An 11,739-nucleotide genomic window follows, 5' to 3' on the forward strand; every position below is an offset into this window, starting at 1 on the left:
CGTTCCCCGCGCCCCTGAAGACGGACGCCGGGTGCGGGCACGTCGTGGTTGCCCGCGCAGTTCCCCGCGCCCCTTAAAAGCGCTGGCCGTCTTTCAGGGGCGCGGGGAACTGCGCGATCAGCCACATGCGGCCCGCACACGCCGACGCACCCGTATCCCCGCCCCGGTGGGCGCACTGCCGAACAGGCGGAGCCAGTCGCAGCCTAGCTGTGGCCCAGTTCCGCCGCCGAGCCGTCCGGGCCCACCGGAACCGATCCCGAGTCCGGCGAAGGCCGGAGCGGGAACGGATCCACCCGCGTCTCGTCGATCACCGGCGGCGCCGGCCGCGCAGGCGCCGGCATGACCGCCGCCTCCGAATGTCCACCACATCCGTACGAGAGCGACACGACATGCCCGTCCGCGGGCGAGAACTCGTTGGCGCACACCCCGAACGCCTGCCCGAGCGACCCGCCGATGGGGGTGAGGAACCCGCAGGTCGCACACGTGGCGGGCGCGGCCTGCGCCATCGCCGTCTTCGCCCCGTACGACTCCTCCCACCGGTCGGCCGCGATGTGCAGCCCGTACCGCGAGAGCACCCGCGCGCGCCGCATCCCCAGCTCCTCGGCGACGGACGCGATCGACCCGCGGGTCGGCACGAGCGGCAGCGCGGCCGGCGCCTGCGGCGTGATCTCGGCGTCCTCCGCCTCGGCCAGCTCGGCCATCTCCTCGGAGACCGCCGCGTTCGGCGCGGGCTCGTCCTCCCCGGAGTACCCCGGTTCGAGACGCAGGTCCTCCGCGTCCGTGGGCAGCAGGTCCCCCGGACCCATGTCCCCGGGCCGCAGCCGCTCGCTCCACGGCACCCACTCCGGCGCGAGCAGCGCGTCGGTGCCGGGCAGCAGCACGGTCTCGTTCAGCGTGACGAACTTCGCGCGCGAGGCCCGGGCCACGGTCACGGCCCAGCGCCACCCGCGGTAGCCCATCTCCTTGCACTCGAAGTAGTGCGTGACGACACGGTCCCCTTCGCTGACCATGCCCGCGTGCTCACCGACGACGCCTGGAGCGGCGGCCTCCTCGGCGGCTGCCCTGGCGAGGTCCACGGCCTCGGCACACAGACGGTCGGGGGTTCGGCTTCGCGTTGTCGCGCTCACAGGTATCGCTTCTCTCCTACGCCGTCTCACGAGTGCGCCATCCCTCGACGGGGGTGCGGACGGAGCGGACCGAAGGGCCGCGTCGACGTCCGCGCCCGATCGCACTCGGGCGCACCTACGTCATCCATTCTGCGGGATGACCGAGAGGCGCGCGGCCGAGGACGACTGCCGTGGGCGCGCTACGCACGCTACCGTCTCGTCGGCGCTGGGCCTACACCGGCGTTGCCGTCGGCCCCGCGCGCGTTTCGCCGGGCGGTCGCGGAACGGGCCGCGCCGGGCGCGGCCCGAGCACCGGCGCAGCCCCGCGTGAGCGGGCGGACACCGGGTGCGCGGGGCCCACTCGGCCGCTATACGGGCGGTAAGCGCACTACATCCGCCGGTTCCGGGGCACTATTGCGGAGTGGCAGCCGCGAGGTCGCCCCAGGGAACCACCGAGATCGGTGCCTCCGGGGCAGGAAGCAAGAGCGGAGCGGGCCCGGTGCGCGGGGCCGTCCGCTCCGTCGGGCATGCCCTGCACCTGCCGTTCACCGGCACCGCGAGGGGCATCAGAAAAGCGACCCATGCGCACGGCGCGGGCGAGTCGGGCCTCGGCAAACTGATCGAACTGCACGGGGTGAACGGCGCCGGGGACATGATGATCACCGTGGCGCTCGCCTCCACGGTGTTCTTCTCGGTCCCGACGGACGAGGCCCGCGGCCGGGTGGCGCTCTACCTGGCGATCACCATGGCCCCCTTCACCCTCCTCGCCCCGGTCATCGGCCCCCTCCTGGACCGCCTCCCGCACGGCCGGCGCGCCGCGATGGCGAGCGCGTTCATGGCGCGCGCCTTCATGGCCCTGCTGCTGTCGGGCGCGGTCGTCACGGGCAGCATCGAGCTGTATCCGGCGGCCCTCGGCGTCCTGGTGGCGTCGAAGGCGTACGGCGTGGTCAGAAGTGCCGTGGTGCCGCGGCTGCTGCCGCCCGCGTTCTCCCTGGTGAAGGCGAACTCCCGGGTCACCCTGGGCGGTCTGCTGGCCACCGGCGTGGCGGCCCCGATCGGCGCGGGCCTGCAGGCCCTGAACCCCCGCTATCCGCTCTACGGCGCCTTCCTGATCTTCGTGGCGGGTACGTTCCTGTCGTTCTCGCTGCCCCACAAGGTCGACTCCGCCAAGGGCGAGGACAAGGCCCTGCTCGCGGCGGACGAGCAGCACCTGCGCGGGCCGCACCTCAAGCGGTCCAAGCGCCCCGGGCTGCGTACCGTCGGCACGGCGGTCACGCACGCGCTCGGCGCGAACGCCGCGCTGCGCGGCCTGTCGGGGTTCCTGATCTTCTTCCTGGCGTTCCTGCTGCGCGAGCATCCCCTCGCCGGGGCCAGCGCGGCCGTCTCGCTGACCGTCGTGGGCGTGTCGGCCGGTGTGGGCAACGCGCTGGGCACGGCGGTCGGCGCGGCGCTGAGATCCCGGGCACCGGAGCTGATCATCGTCACGGTCGTCGCGGCGGTGCTCGGCGTGGCGATCACGGCGGCGGTGTTCTTCGGGGTGCTGCTGGTGGCGGTGCTCGCCGCGTTCGCCGGTTTCGCCCAGGCGCTGTCCAAGCTGTCCCTGGACGCGCTGATCCAGCGGGACGTGCCGGAGCTGGTGCGGACGTCGGCGTTCGCCCGCTCGGAGACCCTGCTGCAGATGTCCTGGGTGGCCGGCGGGGCGATCGGCATCGCGCTGCCGCTCAACGGCACGCTCGGGATGGCGGTGGCCTCCACGATCGTCGCCGCGGGCTGGCTCACCACGGTCCGCGGCCTGCTGGGCGCGGCCCGCCGGGGCGGCCGCCGGCCGGCCCGCGTGGCCTGAACGGCCGTGCGGCACGCCGCGTAGGCCACCCGCGTGGCCGGGCCGCGCGGCCTGCCCGATAACCTTCGGGCATGAGCTCCCAGCGTCCCCTTGCGCGCCGTCGTCGCGCCGTCGCCGCCGCAGGCGCCGTTTCCGCCGGACTTCTCGTCCTGTCCGCCTGTGACAAGCCGACGCCGATGGCCACCGTCACGGTCGGCAAGGACTCGGTCAGTGTCGAGGCCGAGTGCTACGAGGACGGCAAGGACCTCGGCAAGGAGGCGGCGGCCAAGTGCGCCCTCAAGAAGTCCTCCGACACGATCAGCGTCCCGCAGGGGGAGACCCTGCGGATCGGCGTCGACCCGGAGATCGCCGACGAGGGCTGGTCCCTGTGGCTCAACGGGCAGCAGGTCACCGACCCGTTCAAGAAGACGTACTACGCCTTCGAGGGCGTGGACCTCTTCACCGCGCAGCAGGGCCAGGAAGCCCCGAAGACGATCTACATCAGCGTCGTCCAGCAGAACAAGGCCGGCTCGGAGATCTTCGGTGTCTGGAACTTCAAGCTGGAGAACGCGGACGCCTGAGCCGCGCGTTCCGCATGAGCCGGCCGTTCTGTCCGGAGGGGCGCTCGTGCGCGTCCTCGTGACCACCGCGGTCCCCGCCGAACGGGACGCGGTGGCCGCGGCCTTCGCGGACCCGGCGGCCACCGGCCCGGCGGCCCCGGGCACGGCGGAGCGCACGGTTCCGGGAGTGGTCCTGCACCGGCGGGCGCTCCCCGCGGACCACCGGCCCGCCGCCGTCTGGGACCTCCTCGCCGGCGGCGTGGGCCCGGCGGCCGCCGCCGCGTCGACCGCCGCCGCCCTCACCGCGGGCGCGCTGGCCGGTGAGCCGTACGACGTCGTCGTCTCCGCGGGCATCGGCGGCGGGTTCGCGCCCGGCGCGCCCCTCGGAAGCCTCGTCCTGGCCGACGCGATCACCGTCGCGGACCTCGGCGCCGAGACCCCCGACGGCTTCGCCCCGGTCACCGAGCTGGGCTTCGGGACCGTCACGCACCGGCCACCGGAATCACTCGTACGGGAGATCGCGGCGGCCACCGGCGCCCTGACCGGGACCGTCCTGACCGTCAGCACCGTGACCGGCGGCGCGGAGCGCGCCGCCGAGCTGCGCCTGCGTCATCCGCGGGCGCTCGCCGAGGCGATGGAGGGGTTCGGGGTCGCGGAGGCCGCCGCCGCGCACGGGGCACCCGTCCTGGAGATCCGCGCCGTGTCCAACCCCGTGGGCCCGCGGGACCGCGCCGCCTGGCGGATCGGGGACGCGCTGGCGGCGCTCACCGCCGCGTTCGGGAAGCTCGCACCCGTACTGGAGAGTTGGAACCCACATGACCGCACACACTGAATCCCCGCGGACCGGACCGCTGAGGACCGCGTACTCCCCCTGTCCGAACGACACCTTCGTCTTCGACGCCTGGGCGCACGGCCGCCTCCCGGGGGCGCCCGAGCTCGACGTGACCTTCGCGGACATCGACATCACCAACGGCATGGCCGAGCGCGGCGAGTTCGACGTCCTGAAGGTGTCGTACGCCGTCCTGCCGTACGTCCTGGACGAGTGGGCCCTGCTGCCCTGCGGGGGCGCGCTCGGGCGGGGCTGCGGGCCGCTGGTCCTCACCCGGGGGCCGGGCGTGGACCTCACCGGCCGCACCGTCGCCGTGCCGAGCGAGCGGTCGACCGCGTACCTGCTGTTCCGCCTCTGGGCCGCGGACACGGTGCCGGGCGGGGTCGGCGAGATCGTGGTGATGCCGTTCCACGAGATCATGCCCGCCGTACGGGACGGGAAGGTGGACGCCGGACTCGTCATCCACGAGGCACGCTTCACGTACCAGAACTACGGCCTGCACAAGCTCGCGGACATGGGCGAGCACTGGGAGGACACGACCGGGCTGCCGATCCCGCTGGGCGCGATCATCGCCCGCCGGTCGCTGGGCGAGGACACGCTGCGGCTGCTCGCCGAGTCCGCGCGGGCGTCCGTGCGGGCCGCCTGGGAGGACCCCGAGGCCTCGCGGCCCTACGTGCTGGAGCACGCGCAGGAGATGGACGCGTCGGTGGCCGACCAGCACATCGGGCTGTACGTGAACGAGTTCACCGCCGACCTCGGGGAGGACGGGTACGCGGCCGTCCGCGGGCTCCTCACGCGGGCGGCGGCGGAAGGGCTCGTACCGGCTCTCGCGCCGGACGCGCTGGCCTTTCCCTGACGCATTCCTCACCAGGCCCCGCGTCCTTCGGGGACGCGGGGTCCTGAGGCCCGGAGGCCCGGCTAGACGTCGAGCTGGTCGGCCACCGCGCGCAGGAGGCCGGCGATCTTCTTGCCGCTCGCCTTGTCGGGGTAGCGGCCCCGCTCCAGCATCGGCGTGATGTTCTCCAGGAGGGTCGTCAGGTCCTGCACGATGGACGCCAGTTCGTCCGGCTTGCGGCGCTGGGCGGCCGCGACGGAGGGGGTGGGGTCCAGGAGCGTCACCGAGAGCGCCTGGTCACCGCGCTGTCCGGCGACCACACCGAACTCCACGCGCTGCCCCGGCTTGAGAACATCGACTCCGGCGGGCAGGACCGAGGAATGGACGAAGACGTCGCCGCCGTCGTCGCGGGAGAGAAAGCCGAAGCCCTTCTCACTGTTGAACCATTTGACTTTGCCGGTTGGCACGTCGCCCTCGTCCTCGTACTCGTCGGAAACTGCATCGGGAACTGCGCGGGAAATTGCTCGGTAAACAGGTCCGTACAGCACTGCAGCGGGTCGTCGGACCCGCCGGTACCAAGGCTAGTGGTCCGGCGCCCGCTGACAAGACGTCGCCGGATTGTTCCCCCGCGCAGGGAACTACCCTGGTCGGGTGCGTGACAAAACCCAACCGAATTCCGCCGCGGCCGGAGACGGACTGATCCGTGCCGGTGCCATCGTGTTCTTCGTCGGGGCGGTGGCCACGTTGGTCACGGTGGCCCCGCTGCTCCTCGACACGACGCCCTTTCCCCCGTACATGTTCGGCCTGAGCATGTTGATGGGCGTCGGATTCCTGATCGCCGGAGCGGGGGTGTTCCAGTCGATCGCCGCCGGCCGCCGACAGGCGCGCGAGGGTTCCTGACGCCTGCCCGCCGCCGTGCCGAAGCCGCCCCGAAACCGTCCTGAAGTCGCCCTAGAGGCGTGCTCCCCGGTGGGTGGCCAGCCAGTCCGGGAACGCGAGCAGGTCCTTGAGCACCACGTCGGCGCCGGCCGCGCGCAGCTCCTCCTCGTCGCACGGGCCGGTGGCGACGGCGACGGACAGCGCCCCCGCCGTGCGCGCGCCGCGTACGTCGCCGGTGTGGTCGCCGACGTAGATCCCGGCCCCGTACTCACGCAGGGCCCGCGCCTTGCCCTCGGCCCACAGGTCGCCCACGACCGCGTCGGGCTCGATGCCGAGATGGCCGAGATGCAGCTTCGCGTTCGGCTCGTACTTGGCGGTGACGACGATCGCCCGGCCCCCGGCCGCCCGCACCGCCGCGATGGCCTCACGCGCGCCGGTCATGGCGGGCGTCGCGGTGATGGCGTGGGTGGGGTACATCGCCCGGTACATGTCCGCGACGGCCTCGACCTGCTCGGCCGGGAACCAGTTCACCAACTCGTCGGCCAGCGGCGGCCCGAGCCGGGTGACGGCCAGGTCGGCGTCGATGAAGACCCCGGTCCGCTGCGAGAGCGCCCGGTAGCAGGCTCGGATCCCGGGCCGGGAATCGATGAGGGTCATGTCGAGATCGAAACCGACGGTCAGGGGAGAAAAGCTCATGCCCCCATTGTGACCTGGCTCCACAAGGGCCCCGTAAGGGGCAGCGCCCCATAAGGGGCGCGGGGAACTGCGCGACCAGCCCCCACCGGGCCCCCGCAGCCGGGGCACGAACCGCCGGCGCCGCCCGCCCGCCTCGACGGCCGGCACGACCGGTTCCGCCACCGCCGCGACCGGCTTGCCCGCGGCCTCGGCCCCGGCTCCGGCGGGCTTGTCGGCCGCGTCGGGACCGTCCTCCCCCGGCGGCTGCTCGAAGAGCTCCGGGATCTCCACGCCCCCGGTGAACCCCGGCACACTGTCCATGGCCCCGAACGGCCCGCTCTCCACCCGCCACCAGTCGGGCTGCACCCCGGAGCCGAGCTCCTCCGTGCTCGCGAGGTGCGGCGGCGTGGGCGCGGCACCGGCCTGCTCGGCGGCCTCCGGCCCCGCGGGACGCTGCCGGGGCACCATGCGGCGCATCCGCCCGGACCGCACCCCGGATTCCCCGGACGCCTGGGGCCTTCCGGTCTCCTTGAGCTCTTCGGGCGCCTTGCGCTCCCGGCGTTCTCCGGGCTGCCTGAACCTCTTGCCCCGCTGCCCGGGGACGGCGGCCCGCGCGGGCGCCCCCTCCTGCGCACCCGCGGCGCCACCGGAACCGGCTTCGCTCCCGGCCGCGGCGACCACCGACTCGGGCGTACCGATGCGGTCGAGGATGCGGCGGACGGCGGCCGGACTGTCCGGCGTCGTCGCCTTGGCCCGCCGCCGGTCGATCTCGCCCCGCAGCTCCGACACGAGCCGCATGCGCGTCCCGGACGGCAGCTGTCTCTGCTGGGCCAGGTCGCCCACCCGGCTCAGATAGTCGAATACGAGCTGGTCGCTCTCGATCCCCACGAAGTCCCCTCCGGGGCTCCCGCGTTGCTGTTCCCCGCGCGAACGACGTTACCGTGCCCGCCGCCGGTGACGGGCTCCGGCACGGGCCCCGGCGCGGGCCGCCGCACGGGCCCGGCGTGCGCCCCGGCGCGGCAGTGGCTCCTCCCAAGGGCGACGGCGGCGGGGGCCCACCCGCTACCGTGGATCGGATGAGCGTCCAGGAGCAGTCATCAGAGGAGCCCGCCGGGGCTTTTGACCGGGCCCCCGCCGAGGGGCCCGCCACCGCCGCGGCGTCCCCTCGTTCGCTCGCGGAGGACCTGCGGGCCCGTGACGACTCCTCCCTGTCCGCGCTGCTGCGGGCCCGCCCCGACCTCATCACCCCCGTACCGACGGACCTCACGCAGCTGGCCACCCGGGCCGGCACCCGGGCCTCCGTGGTCCGCGCCCTGGAGCGCCTGGACCGGTTCGCGCTGCAGACCGCGGAGGCGCTGGCCGTGGCCCCGGACCTGGCCCCGTACGGCACGCTGCTGCACCTGCTGGCGGGCGACGCGGGCGATCCCGTGGTCGCCGAGGTGCTCCCGCACGCGGTGGCCGCCCTGCGCGAACAGGCGCTGGTGTGGGGCCCGGAGGACCGGCTCCGCCTGGTCCGCACGGCCCGCGAACTGCTCGCGCCCTCGCCGCAGCACCCGTCCCCGACGGGGCTCGGCCCGACGGTCGCGGAGGCCACGGCGGGCATGTCGCCGGGCCGCATCCAGGAGCTGCTCACGACCGCCGGGCTGCCCACGACCCACGACGCGGTGTCCGCGGTGGAGTCGCTCACGGGACTCTTCGAGGACCGCGCCCGGATGTCCGCCCTGCTCGGCACGGCCCCGCCGGAGTCACTGGAGGTCCTGTCGCGGCTGGTCTGGGGGCCGCCGTACGGCCAGGTGACCGCCGAACCGGCGGCCCGGCTGCGCTGGCTCCTGGACCGCGGGCTGCTCCTGCCCACGGCGCCCGGCACGGTCGTCCTCCCCCGCGAGGTCGCCCTCCACCTGCGCGCGGGACGCGCGCACCGGCACACGGAACCGCTGCCCCCGCCGGTCGAGCCCACCGCCGTGCACCGTCCGCAGGTGGTGGACGCCACGGCGGCCGGACAGGCGTACACCGCGCTCACCACCGTCGAGGAGCTGCTGAAGGACTGGGACGAGGGCGGTCCGGCGGTGCTGCGCGCGGGCGGCCTGAGCGTACGGGACCTGAAGCGCACGGCCGTGGCCCTGGACGTCCCGGAGCCGGTCGCCGCCTTCTGGGTCGAACTCGCCTACGCGGCGGGCCTGCTGGCCTCGGACGGCGAGGCCGACGAGCGGTACGCGGCGACGCCCGCCTACGACGAGTGGCTGGACCTCCCGGCGGCCGAGCGCTGGACCCGGCTGGCCACGGCGTGGCTGTCGGCGACCCGCACGGCGGGCGTGATCGGCGGCCGCGACGCCAAGGACCGCACCCTGTCGGCGCTGGGCCCCGGCCTCGACCGCTCGGCCGCCCCGGAGGTCAGGCACCGGGTGCTGACGCTCCTCGCCGCGCTGCCCGAGGGCGGCTCCGCGTCCCCTGACGCCCTGGTGGAACGCCTCCGCTGGGAGCGCGCCCTGCGCGGCGCGGCGTCCTCGGACGACCTGCGGGCCCGCCTCGCCCGGTGGACGCTGACCGAGGCGGAGTCGCTGGGCGTCACCGGGCGGGGCGCGCTGTCCGCGCACGGGCGCGCGCTCCTGGGCGCGGCACCGGCCGCGCCCGCCCCGGAGCCCACCACCAACTCCGGCTCCGGTCCCGGTTCCGGTTCCGGTTCCGGTTCCGGTTCCGGTCCGGGCGACAAGCTGCCCGTCCACCACCGGCACCACCACCTCCCGGCGCCGCCGCCCGAGCCCCGTTCCGCCGCCGAACTGGCCGCGGCGGCGGCCCGCGCGGGCGAGCTGCTCGCCCCGCTGCTCCCGGAGCCCCTGGACCACGTCCTGCTCCAGGCGGACCTGACGGCGGTGGCCCCCGGCCCGCTGGAACGGCCCCTCGCCGACGTGCTGAACGTCCTCGCGGACGTCGAGTCCAAGGGCGGGGCGACGGTGTACCGCTTCACGCCGGGCTCGGTCCGCCGGGCCCTGGACGCGGGCCGCTCCGCCTCCGACCTGCAGGCGTTCCTCACCGCCCACTCCCGTACGCCGGTGCCGCAGCCGCTCGCCTACCTGATCGACGACGTGGCCCGCYGACACGGCCACCTGCGGATCGGCGCGGCCTCGGCGTACGTGCGCTGCGACGACGACGCGCTGCTGAACGAGATCGTCGCCGACAAGCGGTCGCAGGGGCTGCGGCTGCGCCGGCTCGCGCCCACGGTGCTGGCCGCCCAGGCCGATCCGGCCACGCTCCTCGAAGGCCTGCGGGCGATGGGGTTCGCACCGGCCGCCGAGTCCGCCGAGGGCGATGTGCTGATCACCCGCGCGCACGCCCACCGCACACCGCCGCGCACGGCGCCGGAGCCGGTCCCCGACGGCCCCCCGGCCCCCGACGCGACGCTTCTGGCCGCCGCGATCCGCGCCGTCCGCGCGGGCGACCTGGCCTCCACGGCACCGCGCAAGCCGTCCACCACCGCCGCTCCCGCGCCGAACGGCGGCCTCCCGCGCACCACGGCCGCCGAGACCCTGGCCACCATGCAGGCCGCCGTCCTGACCGGCGGCACGCTGTGGATCGGCTACGTCAACGCCGAGGGCTCCGCCAGCCAGCGCGTCATCGCCCCGGTCCGGGTGGAGGGCGGGTTCGTCACGGCGTACGACCACACCGCGGACGAGGTCCGCACGTACCCCCTGCACCGGGTGACGGGCGTGGCGGAACTGGCCGACGACCAGGCCTGAGCCCGGCCGCTCGTTCGGGCACTCCGGTCACTCGTTCGGGTGTAGGCGCCGGTTCATGCGCGCCACGCCGGGAGCTTCCCACCCATGAGGGACCTTGCGAGGTCCCCGGCATCGCCGTGCGCGGCGCTGGGCAGCCACTGGACGCATCGATCACGCAGCGTCGCCAACAGTGACGTTGCGCCACAGAGAGGGAATCCCATGCGTACTGCCCGTCGTGTCGCCACCGTCCTGATCGGCACCGCCGCGCTGCTCGGGGCGCTCGCGTCCCAGGCCGCGGCGATCGGCATCGATCTCGGCGGGGGCCTGACGTTCTGACGCGCCCCCGCCCGCCCGCGGGCCGGACCCGGCGCACCCCGGGTCCGGCCCGCGGCCCCGACCCTGCTCCAGCTCCGGCTCCGGCTCCGGCTCCACAGCTTCCGGAAGGTTCAAGTCCTCATGGGTCCCGTGCACTTCATGAGTCCCGTCCGTCTCCTGCGTACCGCCGTCGCGGTCGCACTCCTCGCCTCGGCGGTGTTCACCGGCGCACTCACGCCGCAGGCCGTCGCCGCCCAGTCCACTCAGACCGCTCAGACCACTCAGTCCGTCCAGTCCTTCCGGACGGTCCGGGCCGCCCCGCCGTCGCTGCTGCCGCTGCCCCTGCCGGTGGCCGGCGTCGAACCGATCGTGAGCGAGGGGGTGACCGTCGAGGGCCCGTTGATCAACAACATCACTCTGCCCATGCTGAGGTAGCCCGGCGCATGCGGTAGCTGTCGCCTTCGAGGCGGACGACGTCCGCGTGGTGGACGAGCCGGTCGACCGTCGCGGGGGCGGCGGCGCCGAGGACCTCGTCCCAGCGGCCCAGGGGGCGGTCGGTGGTCACGACCAGGGAGGACCGCTCGTAGCGGTGCGCGACCAGCTGGAAGAAGAGGTGGGCGGTGTCCGGGTCGAAGGGGGTGTAGCCGATCTCGTCGACGATCAGGAGGGGATGGGCGTCGAGGGCGGCCAGTTCGTCGGCGAGGCGGCCGGCCGCGCGGGCTCCGGCCAGTCGCGCGGCCCACTGCGCCGCGGTCGCGAACAGCACCTGGTGCCCCGCCTGGCAGGCCCGCACGCCGAGGCCGACGGCGAGGTGCGTCTTGCCGGTGCCGGGCGGCCCGACGAAGACGACGTTGCGCCCGGCGGCGACGAAGTCCAGCTTGCCGAGCCGGGCCACGGCCTCCCGGTCGAGGACCCGCGGGTGCTCCTCGTCGAAGTCCTCCAGCAGCTTCCTGGCGGGGAAGCGGGCGTCGCGGATCCGGGCCTCGGCACCGGCTTCACGGGGGT

11 protein-coding genes are annotated in these 11,739 nt (G+C 74.7%); 7 read left to right on the plus strand and 4 right to left on the minus strand.

Translation table 11 applies throughout. The features are described from left to right. Window positions 1–203 precede the first annotated feature (203 nt). A complete protein-coding gene (locus FGF04_RS01335; RefSeq protein ID WP_149509298.1) occupies window positions 204–1,127 on the minus strand; it encodes a DUF3027 domain-containing protein in 924 nt (307 codons plus the stop codon). Between the two features lie 400 nt (window positions 1,128–1,527). On the opposite strand from FGF04_RS01335, the gene FGF04_RS01340 reads away from it, so the two are divergent. The 4 genes from FGF04_RS01340 (at window position 1,528) to FGF04_RS01355 (ending at window position 5,173) form a co-directional block, all read left to right on the plus strand. After that, a complete protein-coding gene (locus FGF04_RS01340) occupies window positions 1,528–2,949 on the plus strand; it encodes an MFS transporter (RefSeq protein WP_188113915.1) in 1,422 nt (473 codons plus the stop codon). Between the two features lie 71 nt (window positions 2,950–3,020). After that, complete coding sequence (locus tag FGF04_RS01345) at window positions 3,021–3,509, plus strand: hypothetical protein (RefSeq protein WP_149509299.1); 489 nt, start codon at window positions 3,021–3,023, stop codon at window positions 3,507–3,509. Window positions 3,510–3,555: 46 nt separating this feature from the next. Then, complete coding sequence (locus tag FGF04_RS01350) at window positions 3,556–4,320, plus strand: futalosine hydrolase (RefSeq protein WP_149509300.1); 765 nt, start codon at window positions 3,556–3,558, stop codon at window positions 4,318–4,320. After that, window positions 4,304–5,173, plus strand: coding sequence for a 1,4-dihydroxy-6-naphthoate synthase (locus FGF04_RS01355; protein WP_149509301.1), 870 nt, complete (start codon window positions 4,304–4,306; stop codon window positions 5,171–5,173). Before FGF04_RS01350 ends, FGF04_RS01355 begins: the two co-directional genes overlap by 17 nt. 62 nt (window positions 5,174–5,235) lie before the next feature. On the opposite strand, the gene FGF04_RS41800 is transcribed toward FGF04_RS01355, so the two are convergent. Next, complete coding sequence (locus tag FGF04_RS41800; RefSeq protein WP_149509302.1) at window positions 5,236–5,619, minus strand: cold-shock protein; 384 nt, start codon at window positions 5,617–5,619, stop codon at window positions 5,236–5,238. A gap of 184 nt (window positions 5,620–5,803) precedes the next feature. Between FGF04_RS41800 and FGF04_RS01365 the strand changes: the two genes are divergently transcribed. Further along, a complete protein-coding gene (locus tag FGF04_RS01365) occupies window positions 5,804–6,052 on the plus strand; it encodes a hypothetical protein (RefSeq protein ID WP_149509303.1) in 249 nt (82 codons plus the stop codon). Between the two features lie 51 nt (window positions 6,053–6,103). On the opposite strand, the gene FGF04_RS01370 is transcribed toward FGF04_RS01365, so the two are convergent. Beyond that, a complete protein-coding gene (locus FGF04_RS01370; RefSeq protein ID WP_149509434.1) occupies window positions 6,104–6,727 on the minus strand; it encodes an HAD family hydrolase in 624 nt (207 codons plus the stop codon). A 1,046-nt stretch (window positions 6,728–7,773) separates the two neighbouring features. Here FGF04_RS01370 and FGF04_RS01375 point away from each other — a divergent pair. Next, window positions 7,774–10,440 carry a helicase-associated domain-containing protein gene (locus FGF04_RS01375; RefSeq protein ID WP_408055573.1) on the plus strand — a complete coding sequence of 889 codons (2,667 nt, stop codon included), beginning with the start codon at window positions 7,774–7,776 and terminating at the stop codon, window positions 10,438–10,440. A gap of 453 nt (window positions 10,441–10,893) precedes the next feature. Further along, window positions 10,894–11,169, plus strand: a complete 276-nt coding sequence (locus FGF04_RS01385; RefSeq protein ID WP_149509306.1) for a hypothetical protein — start codon at window positions 10,894–10,896, stop codon at window positions 11,167–11,169. On the opposite strand, the gene istB is transcribed toward FGF04_RS01385, so the two are convergent. Then, window positions 11,147–11,739 (minus strand): IS21-like element helper ATPase IstB (istB, locus tag FGF04_RS01390; protein WP_149509435.1); only part of this gene is annotated, 593 nt, incomplete at its 5' end. The two genes, FGF04_RS01385 and istB, sit on opposite strands and share 23 nt — an antisense overlap.

This window comes from Streptomyces apricus (genome assembly GCF_008369065.1).
GTDB lineage: Bacteria > Actinomycetota > Actinomycetes > Streptomycetales > Streptomycetaceae > Streptomyces > Streptomyces apricus.

Excerpts from the sequence above, each read along its gene's own strand:
- FGF04_RS01345 (WP_149509299.1), top strand. The coding sequence starts at position 3,021 with ATGAGCTCCCAGCGTCCCCTTGCGCGCCGTCGTCGCGCCGTCGCCGCC.
- FGF04_RS01355 (WP_149509301.1), top strand. The coding sequence starts at position 4,304 with ATGACCGCACACACTGAATCCCCGCGGACCGGACCGCTGAGGACCGCG.
- FGF04_RS01370 (WP_149509434.1), bottom strand. The coding sequence starts at position 6,727 with ATGAGCTTTTCTCCCCTGACCGTCGGTTTCGATCTCGACATGACCCTC.
- FGF04_RS01385 (WP_149509306.1), top strand. The coding sequence starts at position 10,894 with ATGAGTCCCGTCCGTCTCCTGCGTACCGCCGTCGCGGTCGCACTCCTC.